At 63.9% G+C, this 22874-nt stretch carries 24 protein-coding genes and 1 tRNA gene; 10 read left to right on the forward strand and 15 right to left on the reverse strand.

From position 1 onward, the window contains the following. The first annotated feature begins 88 nt into the window (after window positions 1–88). Entirely contained in the window at window positions 89–724 is a 636-nt protein-coding gene (locus tag BSY239_RS07955) for a TetR/AcrR family transcriptional regulator (RefSeq protein ID WP_069046367.1), read from the forward strand. 16 nt (window positions 725–740) lie between these two features. Here the strand turns inward: BSY239_RS07955 and BSY239_RS07960 are convergent, their stop codons facing one another. Continuing rightward, window positions 741–2804 carry a sodium-translocating pyrophosphatase gene (locus tag BSY239_RS07960; RefSeq protein ID WP_069046368.1) on the reverse strand — a complete coding sequence of 688 codons (2064 nt, stop codon included), beginning with the start codon at window positions 2802–2804 and terminating at the stop codon, window positions 741–743. Window positions 2805–3108: 304 nt separating this feature from the next. On the opposite strand from BSY239_RS07960, the gene ppa reads away from it, so the two are divergent. Then, window positions 3109–3645, forward strand: coding sequence for an inorganic diphosphatase (gene ppa, locus BSY239_RS07965; RefSeq protein WP_069046369.1), 537 nt, complete (start codon window positions 3109–3111; stop codon window positions 3643–3645). A gap of 11 nt (window positions 3646–3656) precedes the next feature. Here ppa and BSY239_RS07970 read toward each other — a convergent pair whose 3' ends face one another. From BSY239_RS07970 to BSY239_RS07980, 3 genes are read right to left on the reverse strand one after another with little or no spacing between them, the layout of a single operon-like run. Then, the gene (locus BSY239_RS07970) at window positions 3657–4103 is read right to left on the reverse strand and encodes a bactofilin family protein (RefSeq protein WP_069046370.1); all 447 of its coding nucleotides are present in this window, start codon (window positions 4101–4103) and stop codon (window positions 3657–3659) included. Beyond that, the gene (locus tag BSY239_RS07975) at window positions 4094–4459 is read right to left on the reverse strand and encodes a hypothetical protein (RefSeq protein ID WP_069046371.1); all 366 of its coding nucleotides are present in this window, start codon (window positions 4457–4459) and stop codon (window positions 4094–4096) included. The genes BSY239_RS07970 and BSY239_RS07975 overlap by 10 nt, the downstream gene beginning before the upstream one ends. Window positions 4460–4487: 28 nt before the next feature. Next, entirely contained in the window at window positions 4488–5705 is a 1218-nt protein-coding gene (locus BSY239_RS07980) for a GNAT family N-acetyltransferase (RefSeq protein WP_069048865.1), read from the reverse strand. 56 nt (window positions 5706–5761) lie between these two features. Between BSY239_RS07980 and BSY239_RS07985 the strand changes: the two genes are divergently transcribed. Further along, the gene (locus BSY239_RS07985) at window positions 5762–7456 is read left to right on the forward strand and encodes an NAD+ synthase (protein ID WP_069046372.1); all 1695 of its coding nucleotides are present in this window, start codon (window positions 5762–5764) and stop codon (window positions 7454–7456) included. Here the strand turns inward: BSY239_RS07985 and BSY239_RS07990 are convergent. Continuing rightward, the gene (locus BSY239_RS07990; protein WP_069046373.1) at window positions 7453–8475 is read right to left on the reverse strand and encodes an asparaginase; all 1023 of its coding nucleotides are present in this window, start codon (window positions 8473–8475) and stop codon (window positions 7453–7455) included. The genes BSY239_RS07985 and BSY239_RS07990 overlap by 4 nt on opposite strands. Window positions 8476–8580: 105 nt before the next feature. Here BSY239_RS07990 and BSY239_RS07995 point away from each other — a divergent pair, with 105 nt between their 5' ends. Then, on the forward strand, window positions 8581–8919 hold the full coding sequence (locus BSY239_RS07995) for a P-II family nitrogen regulator (RefSeq protein WP_069046374.1): 339 nt from the start codon (window positions 8581–8583) through the stop codon (window positions 8917–8919). A 13-nt stretch (window positions 8920–8932) separates the two neighbouring features. Here the strand turns inward: BSY239_RS07995 and BSY239_RS08000 are convergent, their stop codons facing one another. Genes BSY239_RS08000 through BSY239_RS08010 form a run of 3 tightly spaced genes read right to left on the reverse strand, consistent with a single transcriptional unit; the run spans window position 8933 to window position 10440 of the window. After that, entirely contained in the window at window positions 8933–9520 is a 588-nt protein-coding gene (locus tag BSY239_RS08000; protein ID WP_069046375.1) for a TIGR00730 family Rossman fold protein, read from the reverse strand. Between the two features lie 16 nt (window positions 9521–9536). Continuing rightward, a complete protein-coding gene (locus BSY239_RS08005; RefSeq protein ID WP_069046376.1) occupies window positions 9537–9935 on the reverse strand; it encodes a diacylglycerol kinase in 399 nt (132 codons plus the stop codon). Window positions 9936–9939: 4 nt separating this feature from the next. After that, a complete protein-coding gene (locus BSY239_RS08010; protein ID WP_069048866.1) occupies window positions 9940–10440 on the reverse strand; it encodes an RDD family protein in 501 nt (166 codons plus the stop codon). A gap of 362 nt (window positions 10441–10802) precedes the next feature. On the opposite strand from BSY239_RS08010, the gene BSY239_RS08015 reads away from it, so the two are divergent. The 6 genes from BSY239_RS08015 to BSY239_RS08040 all read left to right on the forward strand — a co-directional run bounded on the left by BSY239_RS08015 (window position 10803) and on the right by BSY239_RS08040 (window position 18359). Next, complete coding sequence (locus BSY239_RS08015) at window positions 10803–12578, forward strand: acetolactate synthase 3 catalytic subunit (protein WP_069046377.1); 1776 nt, start codon at window positions 10803–10805, stop codon at window positions 12576–12578. A gap of 112 nt (window positions 12579–12690) precedes the next feature. After that, complete coding sequence (ilvN, locus tag BSY239_RS08020; protein WP_056274670.1) at window positions 12691–13182, forward strand: acetolactate synthase small subunit; 492 nt, start codon at window positions 12691–12693, stop codon at window positions 13180–13182. A 55-nt stretch (window positions 13183–13237) separates the two neighbouring features. Then, window positions 13238–14254 (forward strand): ketol-acid reductoisomerase, encoded by a 1017-nt coding sequence (ilvC, locus tag BSY239_RS08025; protein ID WP_069046378.1) that lies wholly within the window; start codon window positions 13238–13240, stop codon window positions 14252–14254. A 146-nt stretch (window positions 14255–14400) separates the two neighbouring features. Next, window positions 14401–15213, forward strand: coding sequence for a CDP-diacylglycerol--serine O-phosphatidyltransferase (gene pssA, locus BSY239_RS08030; RefSeq protein WP_069046379.1), 813 nt, complete (start codon window positions 14401–14403; stop codon window positions 15211–15213). 237 nt (window positions 15214–15450) lie between these two features. Next, window positions 15451–16992 carry a 2-isopropylmalate synthase gene (locus tag BSY239_RS08035; RefSeq protein ID WP_069046380.1) on the forward strand — a complete coding sequence of 514 codons (1542 nt, stop codon included), beginning with the start codon at window positions 15451–15453 and terminating at the stop codon, window positions 16990–16992. Window positions 16993–17243: 251 nt separating this feature from the next. After that, a complete protein-coding gene (locus BSY239_RS08040; RefSeq protein ID WP_442905797.1) occupies window positions 17244–18359 on the forward strand; it encodes a serine hydrolase in 1116 nt (371 codons plus the stop codon). A gap of 67 nt (window positions 18360–18426) precedes the next feature. Here the strand turns inward: BSY239_RS08040 and BSY239_RS08045 are convergent, their stop codons facing one another. The 7 genes from BSY239_RS08045 to fdxA form a co-directional block, all read right to left on the reverse strand. Continuing rightward, window positions 18427–19224: an IclR family transcriptional regulator gene (locus tag BSY239_RS08045; RefSeq protein WP_069046382.1), complete on the reverse strand. Its 798-nt coding sequence runs from the start codon at window positions 19222–19224 to the stop codon at window positions 18427–18429. Between the two features lie 80 nt (window positions 19225–19304). Beyond that, window positions 19305–20042, reverse strand: a complete 738-nt coding sequence (locus BSY239_RS08050; RefSeq protein ID WP_069046383.1) for an arginyltransferase — start codon at window positions 20040–20042, stop codon at window positions 19305–19307. Beyond that, on the reverse strand, window positions 20039–20809 hold the full coding sequence (aat, locus tag BSY239_RS08055; protein ID WP_069046384.1) for a leucyl/phenylalanyl-tRNA--protein transferase: 771 nt from the start codon (window positions 20807–20809) through the stop codon (window positions 20039–20041). The genes BSY239_RS08050 and aat overlap by 4 nt, the downstream gene beginning before the upstream one ends. Window positions 20810–20830: 21 nt before the next feature. Beyond that, window positions 20831–21190: a VanZ family protein gene (locus BSY239_RS08060; protein WP_069046385.1), complete on the reverse strand. Its 360-nt coding sequence runs from the start codon at window positions 21188–21190 to the stop codon at window positions 20831–20833. A gap of 71 nt (window positions 21191–21261) precedes the next feature. Next, window positions 21262–21337, reverse strand: a tRNA-Asn gene (locus tag BSY239_RS08065). Between the two features lie 72 nt (window positions 21338–21409). Beyond that, window positions 21410–22471, reverse strand: coding sequence for an NAD(P)/FAD-dependent oxidoreductase (locus tag BSY239_RS08070; protein WP_069046386.1), 1062 nt, complete (start codon window positions 22469–22471; stop codon window positions 21410–21412). A gap of 5 nt (window positions 22472–22476) precedes the next feature. After that, window positions 22477–22806, reverse strand: coding sequence for a ferredoxin FdxA (gene fdxA / locus BSY239_RS08075; RefSeq protein WP_069046387.1), 330 nt, complete (start codon window positions 22804–22806; stop codon window positions 22477–22479). Window positions 22807–22874 lie beyond the last annotated feature (68 nt).

Consider the following 22874-nt stretch of genomic DNA (forward strand, 5'->3'; position numbering starts at 1 on the left):
AGCGAGTTGGTACGGGACGGTACCAAGAGCGTCGATATTGCGCGCCGACGCGACGTCTGTCAAGGCTGAGCGCCTAAGATTGCGGCACATGAAGTTGAAGAACACCCCCGGCGCCCATGACGCCTCGACCGAACACCGGGCGCGCCTGCTGCAGGCCATGGCACGCGTGGCTGCCGAGCAAGGGCTCGCGGCCACCTCCATTGCCGCGGTGGTGGCCGCAGCAGGGGTGTCCAAGCGCACCTTCTACGAGCACTTTCCCGACAAGGATGCGTGCTTTCTCGAGCTCTACCGAGCCGCCAGCGCCTCGGCCCTGCGCACGCTGCGCGAGTCGGTGCAGCCCGGGCGGCCCTGGCAAGACCAGGTGGAGCACGCACTGGGCGCTTACCTCGCGCACCTCGCGGCCGGGCCGCAACTCATCCGCATGCTGTTCGTTGAAATCCACCACCTCGGCCCCGCCGGTGCGACCGTGCGCCGCGAAGTGATGCAGCACCTGGCCGACTACATGCTGGAGACGATCAACGCGCAGGAATCGGTGCTCACGCCCACCATGGCGATGGCGGCCGTGGGAGGCATCCACGAACTGGTGTTGCAGGCCATCGAGCGGGGCGACGCCGCGCAACTGGAGCGGCTCACGTCAAGTGCCAGCGCGGTGGTGCGCCTGCTCGCGAGCGCTCCAGCTGAGGCCGTCAAAAAGAAAAACGGCCCGCCGAAGCGAGCCGTTTGAACCGAGCAGGCCGGGATCAGGCCGCCATCGGCAGCAGCGGCACGATCAGCAGCGCCACGATGTTGATGATCTTGATCAGCGGGTTCACGGCCGGGCCGGCGGTGTCCTTGTAGGGGTCGCCCACGGTGTCGCCGGTCACGGCGGCTTTGTGTGCCTCACTGCCCTTGCCGCCGTGGTGGCCGTCTTCGATGTACTTCTTGGCGTTGTCCCAGGCACCGCCGCCGGTGCACATGGAGATGGCCACGAAGAGGCCGGTGACGATGGTGCCCATGAGCAAACCACCCAGTGCCTTGGGGCCGAGGAACACGCCCACCAGAATCGGCACCACGACCGGCAGCAGCGACGGAATCACCATTTCCTTGATGGCGGCGGTGGTCAACATGTCGACCGCGCGGCCGTACTCGGGCTTGGCCGTGCCTTCCATGATGCCGGGGATCTCCTTGAACTGGCGGCGCACTTCCACCACCACCGCACCCGCGGCGCGGCCCACGGCTTCCATGGCCATGGCACCGAACAGGTAGGGGATCATGCCGCCGATGAACAGGCCGACGATCACCATCGGGTCGCTCAGATCGAAGCTGACCTGGTGACCGTAGGTTTCCAGCTTGTGGGTGTAGTCCGCAAACAGCACCAACGCGGCCAGACCGGCCGATCCGATGGCGTAGCCCTTGGTCACCGCCTTGGTGGTGTTGCCCACGGCGTCCAGCGGGTCGGTCACATCGCGCACGCTGCTGGGCAGCTCGGCCATCTCGGCGATGCCGCCGGCGTTGTCGGTGATGGGCCCGTAAGCGTCGAGCGCGACCACGATGCCGGCCATGCTCAGCATGGCGGTGGCGGCGGTGGCAATGCCGTAGAGGCCGGCGAGTTGGTAGGCAGCAACGATGGCCATGCACACGAACAGCACCGGCCAGGCGGTGGAGCGCATGGACACGCCCAGGCCGGCAATGATGTTGGTGCCGTGGCCGGTGGTGGAGGCTTGCGCAATGTGTTTGACCGGCGAGTACTGCGTGCCGGTGTAGAACTCGGTGATCCAGACCAGTGCGGCGGTCAGCAGCAAACCAACTGCGCAGGCACCGAACAGGCGCAACTGGCTGCCGGTGGCGGTGATGGCGTTGTCCGGCATGATCCAGGCGGTGACGAACCAGAAGGCGATCAGCGACAACACGCCGGCAATGGCCAGGCCCTTGTAGAGCGCCGGCATCACGTTCTTCATGCCCGGGCTGGCCTTCACGAAGAAGCAGCCCACGATCGACGCGAGGATGGACACGCCACCGAGCACCAGCGGGTAAAGCACCGCCTGCATGGGTGCGGCCGCAACCATCAGCGCGCCGAGCACCATGGTGGCGATCAGCGTGACCGCGTAGGTCTCGAACAGATCGGCCGCCATGCCGGCGCAGTCGCCCACGTTGTCACCCACGTTGTCCGCAATCACGGCCGGGTTGCGTGGGTCGTCTTCGGGAATGCCCGCTTCCACCTTGCCCACCAGGTCGGCGCCCACGTCGGCGCCCTTGGTGAAGATGCCGCCGCCCAGGCGCGCAAAGATGGAAATCAGTGATGAACCGAAGGCAAAGCCGATCAAGGGGTTGAGCAGCGTGGCCAGGCTCTTCACCGGCGTCAGGTTGCCATTGCCCACCAGAAACCAGAAAAAGCCGGCCACACCCAGCAAGCCCAGGCCGACCACCAGCATGCCGGTGATGGCGCCGCCGCGGAAGGCCACGTCGAGTGCCGGGCCAATGCCCTTGGTGGCGGCTTGCGCAGTGCGCACATTGGCGCGCACCGAGATGTTCATGCCGATGAAGCCGCACGCCCCGGAGAGCACCGCGCCCAGCACAAAACCGATGGCGCTCAGCCCATCCAGGAAAAGACCAATGAGGACCGCGAGCACCACGCCCACGATCGTGATCGTTTTGTACTGCCGGGCGAGGTACGCCGCAGCACCTGTTTGAATCGCCCCGGCAATTTCCTGCATGCGGGCGTTGCCCGCGTCCTGCGAAAGAATCCAGCTGCGCGACCAGAAGCCGTACGCCACGGCCACAAGCCCACAGACCAACACGAATATCAGCGCTGATTGACCAACCATTGAATCGCTCCTCGTTGTTTCGACTTGGAAGGGGCAACGCCTCCGGGGTGCCCCCGCTGCGTTGCTTCCTCGCTGCCGGTTGCGCTGCGTTGCACAGCGTTGAAACAGGGCGATTGGCCAACACGGCGAATTTAGCGGCAATTCACGGTGTGCATGTGAAAGTGGGCCGGTAAGTCAGCTTCGAATCAGTAAAATCAGGGTAAATCCTAGGCGTGCAGATCGCATGAGACACGCCAGATGCCTCTCCAGAAGGCAGCGGGCCTGCACCGGCTGCTTCAGTTTTCAACCAACCTCCTCCAACAACATGTCCCTCGACAACGTCACCGCTGGCAAGAACGTGCCCGAATCCTTCAACGTGATCATCGAAATCCCGATGAACGCCGACCCGATCAAGTACGAGGTGGACAAGGAAACCGGCGCGATCTTCGTGGACCGTTTCATGAGCACGGCCATGCACTACCCGACGAACTACGGCTACGTGCCCAAGACCATCTCGGGCGACGGTGATCCGGTCGACGTGCTCGTGATCACACCCGTGCCGCTGATTCCCGGTGTCGTGGTGCCCTGCCGCGCCATCGGCATCCTGAAAATGCAGGACGAAGCCGGTGAAGACGGCAAGGTGCTGGCGGTGCCGATCGACAAGATCCTGTCCATCTACACCCAGTGGCAGAAGCCCGAAGACCTGAACCCAATGCGCCTGAACACCATCCAGCACTTCTTCGAACACTACAAGGACCTGGAGCCGGGCAAGTGGGTCAAGGTGATCGGCTGGGAAGGCAAGGACGCCGCCCACAAGGAAATCGTCGACGGCATGGCCGCCTACGAAGCCCAGAAGGGCTGAACCTACGCTGATCAGCCCGCCGAGGGGTCGGGCAACACGTCGTTCAACACCGGCAGGTTGTCCCCGGGTCCCAGGGTCTTGAAAGGGCCCCGCAGGCTCGCCCCTTCGTAGAGTTGCATCCGCCGCGCCGCGAGCGAGCCGGTGGACACCCCGCTCCTGGCCACGTAGGCCATGCCTTGGCATTCCAGGCTGGTCTCCACCGCGCTGCCGCCGACAGCGCCCAGGTGGCCAAACAGGTACAGATCGCCCAGCACGCGGATGCGTCCGCGCACCACGGCGCCGGTCCAGATGATCAGTGGGCCATTCACGCGGATGTGACCCGACACCTCACCCTGCGCCAGCAGCCCGCCGTTGAATTCCAGTTCGCCGTGCAGCCTGCCACCCACCGCCACGCGGTTGACCACGTTCATCGCCACCGGGTCGATGGTCAGCGTGTCCTGCGGTGTGTTCAGTTCCATGGCCAGCGCTCCATCCAGGCGGCCGGCACCCAGCCGGAAGAGGGCAGCCACACGATGGCCCAGAAAACCGCGCTGCCCAGCAACATCAGCAAGCCCAGCAGGGCGATGATCAGTGAGTGGCGCTCCAGCCAGCGGCGCAGGCGCTTGGGTCTGCGGCGGGGTGTTCCCGCCGGCGTGTCGAGGTGGTCGAGCACGGCCCAGCTCCGCCAGCCCTCGCTCAGGCCCACGCTCCCTTTGGCGAGCGACACTTCCAGTCCTTGTGTCGACGCGTTCGAGGCGCCTTGACGGCGTCCCAGCAGCACCGAGAAGGGCGCACCCACGATGCTGTGTGTGAAGAAGGCGTCGGTTTCGTCCATGGCGACCGAGTTTAGCCAGACCGACGGATCAGAGTTCGGTCACGGGTGGGGCCACGTCCCGCACGGCGAGGCCTGTCTTGAGCGGGGTGCGCTGGGCGAGGTGGTCCATGTACTGGCCGATGCCCTGGTTCTCGCGCTCCAGGAAGCGCTGCACCGCATCGGCAAACGACGGGTGGGCCAGCCAGTGCGCGCTGGTGGTCTTGACCGGGAGCAGGGCGCGCGCCATCTTGTGTTCGCCCTGGGCGCCCCCTTCAAAGCGCTGGAAGCCGTGGTCTATGCACCAGGCCAGCGGCGCGTAGTAACAAGCTTCGAAGTGCAGGCAATCCACGCGCTCCAGCGCGCCCCAGTAGCGCCCATACGCCACACGTTGCACCTCGTCGATGCCGATCAGGCTGCAGGCGATGGCCTGCCCTTCGCGCTCGGCCACGAACAGCAGCCAGTGCTGCGGCATGGTCTGCGCCATGCGCCGGAAGAAGTCGCGGTTGAGGTAGGGCGCGTTGCCGTGTTCGAGGTAGGTGCGCTCGTAACAGCGGTAGAAGAAGTCCCAGTCTGCATCCGAGATATCGGCGCCGCGCGACCAGCGAAACGTGACACCCGCCTCGGCGACCTTGCGCCGCTCCTGGCGGATCTTCTTGCGTTTTTCTTGTTGGAGGCTGGCGAGGAAATGGTCGAAGCTCTTGAAGGGTGAGGGCAGGCCCTCGGCGGAAAGTGCTTCGTTTGTCCAATGGAACTGCACCGTGTGGCGCAGCATCATGCCGGCGTCTTCGCACGCCTTCACGTCTTGTGCTTGTGCAAACAGCAGGTGGACCGATGACAAGTCCTCGTCGCGCACCTGCTGGATCAGTGCTTTCACCAAGGCAGCGCGAGCCGCCGCGTCGCGCGCCAGCAACCGCGCGCCCGGCACCGGCGTGAACGGCACCGCCACCAGTGCCTTGGGGTAGTAGTCCAGTCCGTTCTGCGCATAGGCGTTGGCCCAGGCCCAGTCGAACACGTATTCGCCGTAGGAATTGTTCTTGAGGTACATGGGGCAGGCGGCGTGCAGTTCGTTGCCTCGCCAGAGCGTCATGAACTGCGCTTGCCAGCCCGCGCGGGGTTTCGCGCTTCCGCTCTCGTGCATGGCCAACAGGTATTCGTGGCGCATGAACGGGCTCGGGTCGGCTTCCTGCGCCAGCAGGGTGTTCCATGCGGACTCTGCGATCTGCGACGGGGACGAAAAGACCCGGGTGACATAATCGATTTCACCCACCTGCAGCTCCGACACACAGCGAGCGCAAGGCCCATTTCGCAACGATTTCAGACCCCATGACTCTTTCCATTTGCGTGGCCCAGCTCAACTTTGTGGTGGGCGACATGGCGGGCAACGCCCGGAAGATGATCGATGCCGCCGAAGCCGCCCACGCCCGCGGAGTCAACCTGCTGCTGACCCCGGAGCTGGCCCTGTGCGGCTACGCCGCCGAAGACCTGTATTTGCGGCCAGCATTCATCGATGCCTGTGATGATGCCCTCAAAACCGTGGCGACCGGCACAGCCCACCTCAAAGGCCTGCACATCGTGGTGGGACACCCGGCAAGGCCCGCAGTGGCCGCCGGCCAGCGGCGCGAACGCAGCGTGTCGGTGGCCCATCTGCACAACGCCGCCAGCGTGCTGCACGCCGGCGCCGTGACCCACACCTACGCCAAGCGCGAGCTGCCCAACTACCAGGTGTTCGACGAGCGCCGCTACTTCGTTCCCGGTCACGAGACTTGCGTGTTCGACGTGGCCGGCAGCGACGGCCAGCGCGTGCGCGTGGGCCTGCTGATCTGCGAAGACGCCTGGTTCGACGCACCCGCGGCGGATGCAAAAGCGGCGGGTGCCGAGGTGCTGGCGGTCATCAACGCCTCGCCGTTCCACGCCGGCAAGGGCGGCGACCGCGAAGCCGCCATGCGCGTGCGTTGCCAGGCCACCGGCCTGCCGCTGGTGTACGCGCATTTGGTGGGCGGTCAGGACGAGATCGTGTTCGAAGGCCGCAGCTTCGTGCTGGCGGCCGACGGCGCCTTGGCCGGTCGTGCGGTGAGTTTTGAAGAAACACTGTTCGACGCTGCCTTCTTGCGGCAGGGTGCGAGCTGGCAGATCACCGCCGATACCGACCGCGCGCACAGCCCCGAGGCCGACCTGTGGCACGCGCTGGTGCTGGGCGTGCGCGACTACCTGGGCAAGAACGGCTTTCCCGGCGCCATCCTCGGCCTGTCGGGTGGCATCGACTCGGCCCTGGTGCTGGCGATCGCAGTGGATGCGCTCGGCAAGGACCGCGTGCGCACGGTGATGATGCCCTCGCCCTACACGGCCGACATCTCCTGGATCGACGCGCGCGACATGGCCACGCGCCTGGGCGTGCGCTACGACGAGATCGGCATCGCGCCACAGTTCGAGGCTTTCAAGGCCAGCCTGGCCATCGAGTTTGCCGGCCTGCCCGAGGACACGACGGAAGAGAACCTGCAGGCGCGCATCCGCGGAACACTGCTCATGGCCTTGTCCAACAAGTTCGGCAGCATCGTGCTGACCACCGGCAACAAGAGCGAGATGGCCACCGGCTACTGCACGCTGTACGGCGACATGGCGGGCGGCTTTGCGGTGATCAAGGACGTAGCCAAGACCATGGTCTTCAAGCTCGCTCGCTGGCGCAATGCGCACGACCCGTATGGCACTGGCGCCAACCCGATTCCCGAACGCATCATCGTGCGCCCGCCGAGCGCCGAGTTGCGGCCCGACCAGGTCGACCAGGACAGCCTCCCGCCCTACGAGGTGCTCGATGCGATCATCGAGCGCTACATGGAGAACGACCAGAGCCCCGACAGCATTGTGGCCGCCGGGTTTGATCGCGCGGACGTGGACAAGGTCGTGCGCCTGATCCGCATCAACGAATACAAGCGCCGCCAGGCGCCGGTGGGCATCCGCGTGACCCACCGCAGCTTCGGCAAGGACTGGCGCTATCCCATCACCAGCAAATACAGAGCTTAGGTCGCGCGCAGTTGCAGCACGGCGCGCATCTCGCCGACTTCAATGCCGGCGGCGTTCTTCAGGGGCGGGGGGATCAGGCTGGCCAGGGCCGTGCGGCTGTCGTCATCAAGCCAGCCCAGCTGCTCCATGGCCGAGACGAAGGCAACCATCAAGGGCGGCAACATCCCGTCGCTCACCTTGGCCGCGATGCCGATGCCGCGGCTGAAGCTCGCGAGCACCTGCACGCCGTCGGCCCCCACCTTGCTCACCCAGTCGCCACGTCCGGCGCGCATCAGCGCCAGGTCGTTTCGGCCCTGGCCGCTCACCAGCTCGGGATGCCGGCTCATGGCGCGGGCGATGCGCAGCGGTGCCTTGCCGTAGACCGGGTCAAGTTCCTCCAGCGTCAGGCGGGCAAAGGCGTGCGCCAACGAGCGCAGGGGCAGGGCGTAATTGGGCGCGCTGCAGCCGTCGGTGCCGCGCACGAGCTGGTCCACCGGCACGCCCGAAAAGTGGCTCACGCTGCGGGCGATTTCCAACTGCACCGCGTGCCCGCTGTCGAGATAGCCGCCTTGCGGTGCTCCGAGTGCGTGGGCCAGCAAGAGCATACCGGTGTGTTTGCCCGAGCAGTTGTGGTGCAGCCGGTTGAAGCGGGCACCGGGCTCCGGCAGGATCCCGTTGACCCCGAAGAAGAAGGGCACATGGCTGCCGCACGCCAGGCTGGATTCTCCCGCGCCGATTTTGGCCAGCAGCGCCGCGACGCGCTCCACGTGCATCGGCTCGCCGCTGTGGCTGGCGCACAGCAGGGCCACGTCGGCGTCGCCGAGTTCGTAACGTTCGGCGGCATGCGCGATCAGCGGCATGGCCTGAAAGGGCTTGAGCGACGAACGTGTGAAGAGCGGCGACTCCACGTCGCCCACGCTGGCCAGCAGTTGGCCTTGCGCGTTCACCACGGCCAGCGAACCATGGTGGATGTTTTCGGGATGACCGCCGCGGTACGCGACGGTGACGGGAACGTGGTGGGGCAGGGCGTGGGTATTCATGAGCGTGCGTCCGGGTTGAGCACGCAGTGTACGAACAGCGCCGAGGGCCTTGGGCATAATGAATCGGGAACGACCTTCCCACAAGCCCCGCCCTGGAGACATTGCATGAAACAGATCACCGCCGTCATCAAACCGTTCAAGCTCGAAGAGGTGCGCGAGGCGCTGGCCGAGCAGGGCGTGACCGGTCTCACCGTGACGGAGGTCAAGGGCTTCGGTCGGCAAAAAGGCCACACCGAGCTCTACCGCGGCGCCGAATACGTGGTCGACTTTCTGCCCAAGGTGAAGGTCGAGGTGGTGGTGAAGACCGACGACGTGGAACGCTGCGTCGACGCCATCATCCGGGCGGCGCGCACCGGCAAGATCGGCGACGGCAAGATCTTCGTGACCTCGGTCGAGCGTGTGGTGCGCATCCGCACCGGCGAGGAAGACGAAACCGCGGTCTGACCCGGTCCGGGTTCTAGATCGCTTCGATGCGGGCTTGCGGCGCCATGCCGGCGGCCTGCACGAGCTCAGGCAGCAGGTCGTGAACATCGCTGCCGACACGGATCAATTCCATCTGGGCATCGCTCATGAACTGCTGCTCCACCCCGGTGCGCATGAAGGCCATCAAGCCGTCGTAGTAGCCCGCCACGTTGAGCAGGCCCACTGGTTTGTCGTGGTAGCCCAGCTGGCGCCAGGCCCAGACTTCAAAAAATTCTTCAAACGTGCCGATGCCACCGGGCAAAGCCAGGAAAGCGTCGGCCTTGTCGGCCATCATCCGTTTACGCTCGTGCATGTTGTCCACCACATGCAGTTCGGTGCAACCGTGGTGCGCCCACTCCCGCTCGACCAGCGCTTTCGGAATGATGCCGACGGCCTGGCCACCCGCCGCCATGGTGGCGTCGGCCACGATGCCCATGAGGCCGTTGCGCCCACCGCCGTACACCAGCTGGCCGCCGTGTTCGCCGATCCATCGGCCGACCGCGCGTGCCGTGTCTGCGAAGGCAGGCGTGGCTCCAGGTCGGGAGCCGCAATAAACACACAGCGAAAAGGCGGGCATTGTCATGGCGTGTCTGGTTGGTTCAATGCCAGCGGGCCCAGGCCGCCGCCAGCCAGATGCCCGCGCACAGCAGCAGGCTGAGCAATACCGCAGCGCTGCCCATGTCCTTGGCGCGTTTGGAGAGGTCGTGCCACTCCGGGCCGATGCGGTCGATGGCGGTCTCGATACCGGTGTTGAGCAACTCGACCATCATCACGAGCATCACCGAGCCGGCGAGCAGGGCGGTTTCCACCCAGGACTGTCCGAGCCAGAACGCCAACGGGACCATCACGACGGCAGCAAGCGCCTCCTGGCGGAACGCGGTCTCGCCCCAGCCGGAACGCAAGCCGGCCAACGAATAGCCGAAGGCGTGCCACATGCGGGACGCGCCTGTGCGGAGCTTTTGCGCATTGACCGGTTCACGCTCGGGAGGGTTGCTCACGGTTTCAGCTCCACCAGCGTCGGGGTTTGCTGGTGTCTTCCACCGGCTTGAAGTGCACGAGGCGGGTGCCCGCCAGCGCATCGTGCAGGAACTGGCGCTGGGCATGAAAGCGCGACAGCAGCGCCCAGATGACGACCCAGCCGACGAGCAGCACGGAGAGTTGCTGCCCCGACAGTTGCAGCCACCCCGCCACGGCCAGTGGTGGCAGCAGCCACAGCCACGAAAGCACGTAGCGCCAGAGGGCGCGACCCTGCGTCAAGGCGTTGCCGTGTCGATCGACCACGCGGATGTGCCAGGTCTTCATGGCCAGGGTCTGGCCCTTGGCCCAGAACCAGCCGAAATAAATGCCGAAGGCCACGAACACCAGGGCTTGTTGCAGGTAGCGGTTGTCCAGCGCATTGCCGGATTGGGTGAACGAGGACAGCAGATAGCTGGTGGTGAACAGCACGCCGACAAGAAACACCACGCCGAACATCAAGGTGCCCTCGTACAGCCAGCAGGCCATGCGCCGGCGCAACGAAGGCGCCATGAGCTCGGGTGGAGACGCTGCATCGGGGGAGCGGGACGGATCGGAAAGGGTGGCGGACATGCAGAAGTGAGGTGTTCGGCCCGAGGGGCGCAGGGCTGAATTGTCTCATTGCGGTCATGGCTTGCACTTTTTCAGGGCGTTCGGTCCAGGCCACAGCCGCAAGCCCGTGTTGCAGTGCGATAATTCGCGCTGCACTTCAAAACACGGCAAACGGATCAGGGTCCGGCGGGGTATGTGCCCGCTCATGTCCACTGGTCTCAAGTCTCGACACCACCCCACAAGGGTTGGTCAAGAGGCACCCAAGGTATTTCGTCAGAGAAATTCTCGAAAGGTTCATCATGGAAATCAACAAGGCCGAACTGGCCTCGGCCGCTGCCGCCACCGGCACCGCCACCCAAGAACTCCGCGGCGCAGAAATCCTCGTCAAGGCCCTCCAGGCCGAAGGCGTCAAGTACATCTGGGGCTACCCCGGCGGTGCTGTGCTGCACATCTACGACGCTTTCTACAAGCAGGACACCATCCAGCACGTGCTGGTGCGCCACGAGCAGGCGGCCGTTCACGCGGCCGACGGTTATGCGCGTGCCACCGGCGACGTGGGCGTGGCGCTGGTCACTTCGGGTCCCGGCGTCACCAATGCCATCACCGGCATCGCCACCGCCTACATGGACAGCATCCCCATGGTGATCGTCACCGGCCAGGTGCCCACAGCCGCGATCGGCCTGGACGCTTTCCAGGAATGCGACACCGTCGGCATCACGCGCCCCATCGTCAAGCACAACTTCCTCGTCAAGGATGCGCGCGACATGGCCATGGTGATGAAGAAGGCCTTCCACATCGCGCGCAGCGGCCGTCCCGGCCCCGTGGTGGTGGACATCCCGAAAGACGTGTCGTTCAACAAGGTGCCCTACACCGGCTATCCCGAGTCGGTCGAGATGCGCTCCTACAACCCGGTGCGCAAAGGTCACGGCGGTCAGATCCGCAAGGCGTTGCAGCTGTTGCTGGCGGCCAAGCGGCCCTACATCTACACCGGCGGTGGCGTGTTGCTGAGCAACGCCACCGAAGAGCTGCGCACGCTGGTGAACATGCTCGGCTACCCGGTCACCAACACGCTGATGGGCCTGGGTGCCTACCCGGCATCGGACCGCAAGTTCCTCGGCATGCTGGGCATGCACGGCACGATCGAAGCCAACAACGCGATGCAGAACTGCGACGTGTTGCTGGCCGTGGGCGCGCGCTTTGACGACCGCGTGATCGGCAACCCCAAGCACTTCGCGCAGAACGAACGCAAGATCATCCACATCGACATCGACCCGTCGAGCATTTCCAAGCGCGTGAAAGTGGATGTGCCGATCGTGGGTGATGTGAAGGATGTGCTCACCGAGCTCATCAACATGGTGCGCGAGAGCGCCACCAAGCCCGACGGCAAGGCGCTGGCCGCCTGGTGGGACACCATCGAGACCTGGCGCTCCAAGGACTGCCTGAAGTACGACCGTGGCAACACCGACGTGATCAAGCCGCAGTACGTGGTGGAAACGCTCTGGAACATGACCAAGGACGCCGACACGTACGTCACGTCCGACGTGGGTCAGCACCAGATGTGGGCTGCGCAGTACTACCGCTTTGACGAGCCGCGCCGCTGGATCAACTCGGGTGGCCTGGGCACCATGGGCGTGGGCATTCCCTACGCCATGGGCATCAAGCTCGCCAAGCCCGACAGCGAGGTGTTCTGCGTGACCGGCGAAGGCTCGGTGCAGATGTGCATTCAGGAACTCTCGACCTGCCTGCAGTACAACACCCCGATCAAGATCGTGGCGCTGAACAACAGGTACCTCGGCATGGTTCGCCAATGGCAGGAAATCGACTACGAAGGTCGCTACAGCCACAGCTACATGGACGCACTGCCGAACTTCGTGAAACTGGCCGAGGCCTATGGCCACGTCGGCATGCTCATCGAACGTCCGCAGGACGTGGAAGGCGCTCTTCGCGAGGCGCGCAAGCTCAAGGACCGCACCGTGTTCATGGACTTCCGCACCGACCCGACCGAGAACGTCTTCCCCATGGTCAAGGCCGGCAAGGGCATCACCGAGATGCTGCTGGGCTCCGAAGACCTCTGATCCCCCGCGAAGCGGCGGCCTGCCGTTGCTTCATCCCCTCAGACGAATCTATTGCCCGCCAAGCCTGCGCATTACCGTGCGCGGGGGAGGGCGGCGAAAAGAGGAATCGAACATGAAACACATCATCGCTGTCTTGCTGGAAAACGAACCCGGGGCCCTGTCCCGTGTGGTCGGCCTGTTCTCCGCCCGTGGGTACAACATCGAGTCGCTCACCGTGGCGCCGACCGAAGACCCCAGCCTGTCCCGAATGACGATCCAGACCACCGGGTCGGACGACGTCATCGAACAGATCACCAAACACCTCAACCGCCTGATCGAAGTCGTGAAGGTGGTGGACCTCACCGAGGGCTCCTACACCGAGCGCGAGCTCATGATGGTGAAGGTGCGCGCGGTGGGCAAGGAGCGCGAAGAGATGAAGCGCATGGCCGACATCTTCCGTGGCCGCATCATCGACGTGACCGAGAAGAGCTACACCATCGAGCTCACGGGCGACCAGACCAAGAACGACGCGTTCCTGGAAGCCATCGACCGCTCCGCCATCCTCGAGACGGTGCGCACCGGTGCCAGCGGCATCGGGCGTGGCGAGCGCATCCTGCGCGTGTAAGACAATCCCCCAGTTTTCACTTCCCCCGAACAACACATTTCAACCGGAGCAACCCATGAAAGTTTTCTACGACAAAGACTGTGACCTGTCCCTGATCAAGGGCAAGACCGTGGCCATCCTGGGCTACGGCAGCCAGGGCCACGCACACGCACAGAACCTCAACGACAGCGGCGTCAAGGTCGTGGTCGGCCTGCGCAAGGGCGGCGCCTCGTGGGACAAGGTCGGCAAAGCCGGCCTGACCGTGATGGAAGTCAATGACGCCGTGAAATCGGCCGACGTGGTCATGATCCTGCTGCCCGACGAGCAGATCGCCGAGGTCTACCATCAGAACGTGGCGCCCCACATCAAGCAGGGCGCGTCGCTCGCCTTCGCCCACGGCTTCAACGTGCACTACAACCAGGTCGTTCCCCGTGCCGATCTGGACGTGTGGATGGTCGCGCCCAAGGCCCCCGGCCACACCGTGCGCAACACCTACACCCAGGGTGGTGGCGTGCCCCACCTGGTCGCCATTCACCAGGACAAGAGCGGCAAGGCCCGTGACCTCGCGCTGAGCTACGCCATGGCCAACGGTGGCGGCAAGGCCGGCATCATCGAGACCAACTTCAAGGAAGAGACCGAGACCGACCTGTTCGGTGAGCAGGCCGTGTTGTGCGGCGGCGCGGTCGAGCTGATCAAGATGGGCTACGAGACGCTGGTGGAAGCCGGCTACGCGCCCGAGATGGCTTACTTCGAATGCCTGCACGAGCTCAAGCTCATCGTGGACCTGATCTACGAAGGCGGCATTGCCAACATGAACTACTCGATCTCGAACAACGCCGAGTACGGCGAGTACGTGACCGGTCCTGAAGTGATCAACGCCCAGAGCCGCGAAGCCATGCGCAACGCCTTGAAGCGCATCCAGTCGGGTGAGTACGCCAAGATGTTCATCTCCGAAGGCCGCACCAACTACCCGAGCATGACGGCCCGTCGTCGCCTGACCGCCGATCACCAGATCGAAGTGGTCGGCGCCCAGCTGCGCGCCATGATGCCCTGGATTGCCAAGAACAAGCTGGTGGATCAGACGCGCAACTGATGTAGGCACGCTCGCCCCGGCGAGTTGCAGCTTCTGCAAAGGCCACTTCGGTGGCCTTTGTCGTTTTTGCATGCCAGGTCACTGCCGTACACTGCACCTTTGCACCATGCAAGGGTGTCCTCGGGCACCCTTCCAAACACATCCCCATGCACGACGGTACAGACCCCCAGCACACCCACCACGAAGACCGGCCCAAGCGTTCCAAAGGCATCTACATGGTGCCCAACATGATCACGCTGGCAGCCTTGTTCGGCGGTTTCTACTCGGTGGTGATGGCCATGAACGGCCGCTACGACCTGGCCACGGTGGGCATCTTTGTGGCCATGGTGCTCGACAGCCTGGACGGTCGTGTGGCCCGCATGACCAACACGCAGAGTGCCTTTGGCGAGCAGATGGACTCGCTTTCCGACATGGTGTCCTTCGGCGCTGCGCCTGCTCTGATTGCCTACGAATGGACTCTGCGGGACCTGGGCCGCTGGGGCTGGATTGCAGCGTTCGTGTATTGCGCCTGCGCCGCCCTTCGCCTGGCGCGCTTCAACGTCAACACCGGCGTGGTGGACAAGCGTTACTTCCAGGGGCTGCCGTCGCCCGCTGCCGCCGCCCTTGTCGCCGGTTTCATCTGGCTGATGACCGAGCTCGAGATTCCAGCGCAGGACGTGACCTGGTTCATGTTCGCCCTCACGCTCTACACCGGCCTGACCATGGTGACGAACGTGCCGTTCTACAGTTTCAAGGAGCTGAACCTGCGCAAGAGCGTGCCGTTCGCGGCCATCGTGCTGGTGGCGCTGGCCATCGCGGTGATCAACATCCATCCGCCCACTGTGCTGTTCGGTCTGTTTGTGGTCTACGGCTTGTCGGGCTATGCGGTGTATTTCTGGCGCAAGGCCAAGGGACGCCCGACCAGCGTGATCAGCACGTCCACCGACGAACCAGACGAGCGTGGTCTGCACGACGATTGAGTTGCGCATCGGCCCGATCACCAATGCCAATGGCCCTGTGAGAGGGCTTTGTGCTACATTGCCACACATGTCCAAATTTTCGATCTCGCTACTACTGGGTGTCCTTCACGGGCAGGTTCGGTAACGCGAGAGCGATTCCCTTACAACGGCCCGTTTGCACCCGCAGCGGGCCGTTTTTGTTTTGGACTGCGGGTTTTTTGAAGCGCTGCCCACGAGGCATCCCACTGGAGCATTGAGATGAGCGACAAACTGATCATTTTTGACACCACCTTGCGCGATGGCGAACAGTCGCCTGGCGCGTCCATGACAAAGGACGAAAAGCTGCGCATCGCACGCCAGTTGGAGCGCCTGAAGGTGGACGTGATCGAAGCCGGTTTTGCCGCCAGTTCGAACGGTGATTTCGAGTCCGTCAAGGCCATTGCCGATGTGATCAAGGACTCCACCGTGTGTTCGCTGGCCCGCGCCAACGACCGCGACATCTCGCGGGCCGCCGAGGCGCTCAAGGGTGCGCAACGCGCCCGCATCCACACCTTCATTGCCACCAGCGCGCTGCACATGGAGAAGAAGCTGCGCATGACACCCGAGCAGGTGCTGGAGCAGGCCAAGCAGTCGGTGCGTTTTGCGCGCAACCTGGTGGACGACATCGAGTTCAGCCCCGAAGACGGCTACCGCAGCGACATGGACTATTTGTGCCGTGTGCTGGAAGCGGTGATCAAGGAAGGCGCCACCACGCTCAACATCCCTGACACCGTGGGCTACGCCGTGCCCGAGCTGTACGGCGACTTCATCCGCACCTTGCGTGAGCGTGTGCCGAACTCCGACAAGGCGATCTGGTCCGTGCATTGCCACAACGATCTCGGCATGGCCGTGGCGAACTCGTTGGCTGGCGTGAAGATCGGCGGCGCGCGGCAGGTGGAGTGCACCATCAACGGCCTGGGTGAGCGCGCCGGCAACTGCTCGCTCGAAGAGATCGTGATGGCGGTGCGCACGCGGCGCGACTACTTTGGCCTTGATGTGGGCGTGGACGCCACGCAGATCGTGCCGGCCAGCCGCATGGTCAGCCAGACCACGGGGTTTGTCGTGCAGCCCAACAAAGCGGTGGTGGGCGCCAACGCGTTTGCGCACGCCAGCGGCATCCACCAGGATGGCGTGCTCAAGGCGCGCGACACCTACGAAATCATGCGTGCCGAAGACGTGGGCTGGGCTGCCAACAAGATCGTGCTGGGCAAGCTCAGTGGCCGCAATGCGTTCAAGCAACGCCTTCAGGATCTGGGCATCGAGATGGAGTCCGAAGGCGAGATCAACACCGCGTTCGCGGCCTTCAAGGAATTGGCCGACCGAAAGAGCGAGATCTTCGATGAGGACATTCTGGCGTTGTGCAGCGATGAGAGCGTGACCGCCGAGAAGGAGCAGTACGGTCTCGTGTCGCTCAAGCAGCGCAGCGAAACCGGTGAGCGCCCGCATGCCAGCGTCGTGTTCACGGCGGATGGCCAGGAGGTGCAGGTCGAGAGCGACGGCAATGGCCCGGTGGATGCCTCGCTGAAGGCCATCGAGAACCACGTCAAGAGCGGCGCCGAGTTGGTGCTTTATTCGGTCAATGCCATCACAAGTGGTTCGACCGAGAGCCAAGGTGAGGTGACAGTGCGCTTGCAGCACGGCGGGCGGGTCGTCAACGGTGTGGGGGCCGATCCCGACATCGTCGTGGCCTCCGCCAAAGCCTACTTGAGTGCCTTGAACAAACTGCACAGCAAGTTCGACCGGGTTGCGGCTCAAGGATAAGTTGTTTCAAATCAATGGCTTGGGACAAACTGTGTCTTGATCCTTGGAAATGACACCAAAAGTAGCACCTGTTCGACCGATCATTTAAGAGAATTTCCCAAGCAATTGATATTGCTAGTTTTTTTCTTTGTGCATACACTTCACTCCAGCGCAATTCCTGTTGCTGGAGTGAAGTGATGATCCAAGGCGTTGTTCGCATTCGAAAACTGGTTCTGGCGGCCACAGTCGTCGCCTGGGTGGGCATGAGCGTGTTGCCCACCGTGGTGAGCGCAGCCACCAGTGCGGCCAAGGTCGCCAAGACGCAAAAAGTGCATAAGTCGACGTCCGCCAAGGCGCCGGCCAAACGCACATCCGCATCGGCCAAGAGTCCCACCCGCAAAGTGGTGGCGGCCAAGAGCAGCACCAGACAGGCAGTTCTCGCCAAAACGAGCTCATCGCGCGTCAAGGTTCAAATGGCTTCGGGCAAAAAACCCACCGTCCGCCAGCTGGCCGCTCGAAGCCAGAGCCGGAAGAATGTGAAATCCGCCGTGGAGCGCGTGGCCGCACCGGCACGCTTGTCCATGGGCGAGCAACTCGGTCTGCGCACGAGCAGCGACCGCCTGGACCTCAACTCCAGCGTCGCGCTGGTCATTGACCAGGAAACCAACGAAGTGCTGTTCAGCAAGAACGACGCGGCCGTGCTGCCGATTGCTTCGTTGACCAAGCTCATGACCGGTCTGGTGATCGCCGATGCGAACCTGGACATGAACGAACCCATCACCATCACCCAGGACGACGTCGACACTTACAAGGGCAGCAGTTCGCGGCTGGCGGTGGGCAGCACCTTGTCGCGCGGCGAAATGATGCACCTGGCCTTGATGTCGAGCGAGAACCGGGCGGCCAATGCGCTGGGACGCACCTACCCGGGTGGTCTGAGCGAGTTCGTGCGCTTGATGAATTCCAAAGCCAAGCAGCTCGGCATGACCGACACCCGTTATGTTGAGCCCACGGGTTTGTCGAGCCTGAACCAGTCCAGCGCGCGCGACCTTGCCACGCTGGTGTCGGTGGCGCACGACCGGCCGATTTTGCGGAGTCTGTCCACCTCGCCTGGTCACGAAGTCGAGTTGGGCCGTCGCACGCTGCACTACAACAACTCCAACCGCCTGATCAAAAATCCGGAGTGGGAAATCGGTCTGCAGAAGACCGGCTACATCTCCGAAGCCGGTCGCTGCCTGGTGATGCAGGCCAAGGTGGCGGGTCGTCAACTGATCATGGTGTTCCTGGACTCCACCGGCAAGCTGAGCCGCCTGCAGGACGCCGAGCGTGTGCGTCGTTGGGTCGAGGTGCAGACCGAGCTTGCACGCCCGGCTGTGCGTCCTCAGGGCTGATCAAGCGCCACGCTTCCAACGCAAAAAACGGTCCTCTGCGGACCGTTTTGCGTTGGTGCTTGCCGCTTCAACGACCGGGCAAGCCCGCGGGACGCGAACACCCCAGCGCCGAAGATATTTCAGCGGCGGTGCTCCGGAGTTTCGATACCCAGCTCTCGTCGATGCGGTCCGCCGGCGCCGAGATGGACAGCCCCGCCACCAGTTTGTTCTGGTCGTCGTAGATGCCTGCGGCCATGCAGCGCACGCCCAATTCGAGCTCTTCGTTGTCGCGGGCCAGGCCCGCTTGGCGGCATTGCGCCAGTTCGCGCTCCAGGCTCGGCAATTGGGTGAGGCTGTTGCGCGTGTTGCCCGCCAACCCGGTGCGCGTGGCGTAGGCGCGCACGCGTTGGGGTTCGTCGTCGGCGAGGAAGAGCTTGCCCACCGACGTGAGGTGCAATGGTGCTCGTCCTCCAATGGCGCGCACCACCTGCATGCCGGAGCGTTCGCTGTACGCGCGCTCCACGTACACGATCTCGTCACCCTGGCGCACGCTCAGGTTGACGGGTTGCTGGATCTGTTTGTGCAGTTCGCGCATGGGCAGCAAGGCCGCATCGCGCACGCTCAGGCGCGCTTTGACCAGGTTGCCCAACTCCAGCAACCGCATGCCGAGGCGGTAACTGCCGGCCTCGGGTCGGTCGACGAAGCGGCCAATGGTCAGATCGTTGAGGATGCGGTGTGCCGTGGATGGGTGAAGCCCGGTTTTTTCGCTGATCTCTTTCAGCGACACCGGTTCCTCTTTGGAAGCGAGCACCTCCAGCAGGTTGAACATGCGTTCAATCACCTGGACCGTGGGCGTGGCGGGGAGGGAGTCGGAACGTTTGGTCATGGCGCAAGTGTGACCGAAATTTTACGAGGTGAAATCAGAAGCCGTGTTGCGCACGCGTCACGCGTGCCGATCCGTGCAACTCAAACGCCTGGAACCCAGCGCCCGTCCAGCAGCAATTCATGCGGCTGGAAACCGGCCTTGTAGCTCATCTTGCCGCTTTGGGCGATCCAGTACCCCAGGTAGATGTTCGGCAGGTCCAGCGCCCGGGCCTGCTCGATCTGCCACAGCACGCTGTAGGTGCCGTAGCTGGCTTTGTCTTCCGGTTCGTAAAAGGTGTAGACCGCCGACAGGCCATCGTTGAGCACGTCGACGATGGAGATCATCTTCAGGCGCGAGGGCTGCCCATCGACGCCAGGCTCGTGGAATTCGATCAAGCGCGAGTTGACCCGGCTCTGCAGCAAAAACTGCGTGTACTGGTCGATGCTGTCGTGGTCCATGCCGCCACCCGCGTGCCGGCTGTTCTGGTAGCGCAGATAGAGCTGGTAGTGCTCAGGCACGAAACACAGCTTGAGCACGCGCGTTTGCAGGTGCGCATGCTGCAGCCTTGACCGGCGCTGGCTGCGGCTGGGTTTGAAACTGGCGACCGGCACCCGCAAGGGCACGCAGGCCTGGCAACCGTCGCAGTAGGGCCGGTAAGTGAACATGCCGCTGCGTCGAAAGCCGTGCGTGACCAGATCCGAGTAGGCGTCGTTGTGGATGAGGTGGCTGGGCGTGGCCACCTGCGAGCGGGCCTGGTGTCCCGGCAGATAGCTGCAGGGATAGGGCGCCGTCGCATAAAACTGCAGTGCCTGGAGCGGAAGTTCTTTGAGGTGGGTCACGCTGGCCGACGGTGTTCAGGGATGACGTTTTGCCAGTATATGGGCTGGAATTCCCACCGGGGAGCGGGGCGCGACATGGCCTCGCCCACGTGTCGGCAGAAGGCCTCGCGCGGCATCAATTGCCCGCCCAGGCTGGCCAGGTGCGGCGTGTTTTGCTGGCAATCGATCAGAGGCAGGTCCTTGGCCCGGCAGAAGGCCACGAGCGCGGCCAGCGCGATCTTCGAGGCATCGCTCTGGCGGCTGAACATGGATTCGCCATAGACCATGCCGCCGAGGTTGATGCAATACAAGCCGCCGGCCAGTTCACCATCGATCCAGGTTTCCACGCTGTGCGCCACGCCGGCGTGGTGCAGCCGCGTGTAGGCCTGCACCATGGCCGGCAGGATCCAGGTGCCGTCCTGCCCGTCGCGCGGGGTGTGCGCGCAGGCGCGGATCACACGCTCAAAGTCGTGGTCAAAACGAATGTCCAGTCGGCCTTCGAGGCGCAGTTTCTGGATCGACTTGCGCAGCGACCGGTGCAGGCGGAACGCATGTGTCTGAAGCACCATGCGCGGGTCGGTGCTCCACCACAGGATGGGCTGTCCGGCGCTGAACCAGGGGAAGATGCCGCGCGAGTAGGCCGCGATCAGTGACGGCACATCGAGCACACCACCCGCGGCCAACAGGCCCGGTGCGGGGTCGCTGGGGCCCCAGGCCGATTCCACCGGTGGAAAGGCCTCGCCGGGCTCCAGCCAGGGCAAGGCGCGGTTCGGGGGTGCGTGTGACATGCCGCTATTGTGCGGCTGGCCTCAGGTCTGCGGTGTTGCGAGGCGCCGCACCAGGAGCCAGAGTGCTGCGCCGATCAGGACGCCGACGCCGTCGGCCAGGAAGTCGAGCCATTCGCCGTAGCGCCAGCCTGTGGCCGCCTGCAGGAGTTCGATGACGCCGCCATACGCCAGCAACGCAATGATCATGGTCGAGGGCCTGTGGCTGTAGGCCAGCAGGCCCACCAGCGCCAACCAGCCAAAGCCGAAGGTGTGTTGCCCCTTGTCCCAGATGGTTGCCGCTTGCTGCGGCAACAGATCCACCGGCACCAGCGAGGCGATCGCCAGCACGGTGGCGCTGCACCAGAAGGCGGTTCGGATCAGATGAAGGCCGGAGGGGCGCATGGAAGATGCAAGAACGAGAGAGGCAGAAACAACAAAGGCCTTCGCAAGAAGGCCTTTGAGTGGATGTTGGGTGGCTCCCCGACCTGGACTCGAACCAGGGACCTGCGGATTAACAGTCCGTCGCTCTACCGACTGAGCTATCAGGGAACAGCCTCGAATTATAGCGTTGAATTTTTCGTTTTCTGAGCTGAGGCTTCAGTTGCGAAAAATATCTCGCGTTCAGTCGAGCGCAGGAGGCGTGACGCCGAGCACCCGGTGCAACTGCGTGCTGGTGGTCGTGTACTGAAGCATCACCTTTTTCTCTGGGAACACGATGGGTGCCGCACCGAAGGCCGCGAGTGTGGCTTCGTGAAATCCCGAGAGGATGAGCTTCTTCTTGCCGGGGTAGGTGTTGATGTCACCCACCGCGAAGATGCCGGGCACGCTGGTGGAGAACTTCTCGGTGTCCACCACCAGTTGTTTTCGCTCGATGTCCAGGCCCCAGTCGGCAATGGGTCCCAGCTTGGGTGACAGGCCCAGGAAGACCAGAAACACATCGGCAGGCACGTTGTGCGTCTGGGCCTGCGGGTCGGTGACCTGCAATGCGGTGAGCCGATCGCCATCGGTTGTGAACCCCGTGGGCTGACCGACCATGAAGCGCAGCTTGTCGTGCTCGCAGAGTTCGCGCATGCGCGCGATGTTCGCGGGCGCGGCCTGAAAGGCATCGCGTCGATGGATCAAGGTCACGCTTTTGGCCTTGCCGGGACCTGGCATGGAGAGGGTTGCGGCCCACTCCAGCGCAGTGTCGCCACCGCCCAAGATGACGGTGTTCTGGCCGGCACAAGCGTCGGGCGACGTGATCCGGTAGAAAAGTTGTTTCTGTTCAAACGCTTCGATGCCGTCGAGCTTGAGCGCGCGCGGCTGGAACGCCCCCACTCCCGCCGCGATGAACAAGGTCTTGGTGAGCAGGCGTGTGCCCTGGGAAGTGGCCACAAAGAAGCGGCCATCGACCTGCTGTTCAACGGTGCTCACCTCTTGTCCGAGGTGGAACGTGGCGCCGAAGGGCTCAATCTGCTTGAGCAGGTTGTTGACCAGTTCCTGACCGGTGCAGACCGGGATGGCCGGAATGTCGTAGATCGGCTTGTCGGGGTAGAGCTCTGCGGGTTGACCGCCCGGGAAGGGCAGTGCATCGATCACATGGGCCTTGATCTCCAGCAGGCCCAACTCGAACACTTGGAACAGACCCACCGGGCCTGCACCGATGACGACCGCATCGGCTTCAATGGGACCGTCGCTGACCATGCCGCTCAGCGCAGCAGCTCGGGCAGTTTGCCGGTGCGGTCTTTCCAGTCGTCGGCATCGGGCAGCGGTGCCTTGCGTTTGGTGATGCTCTTCCAGCCCGGCAACTGCGCCAGATCGGCGTTGAGCTGGGTCATGTGCAGCTGGTCCTTGGGCAGGTCTTCTTCTGCGTAAATGGCGCTCACCGGGCATTCAGGAATGCACACCGCACAGTCGATGCACTCATCGGGATCGATGGTGAGGAAGTTGGGGCCTTCGCGGAAGCAGTCCACGGGGCAGACGTCGACACAGTCGGTGTATTTGCAGCGGATGCAGGCTTCGGTGACAACGTGGGTCATGGTGGTCTTGGGAATCGGTGGAAGCCGTGATTTTAGGGTTTCCGGCGAGGGCGGGCCGGGCCATGGCC

The sequence above is a fragment of the Hydrogenophaga sp. RAC07 genome, from assembly GCF_001713375.1.
Taxonomy (GTDB): domain Bacteria; phylum Pseudomonadota; class Gammaproteobacteria; order Burkholderiales; family Burkholderiaceae_C; genus Hydrogenophaga.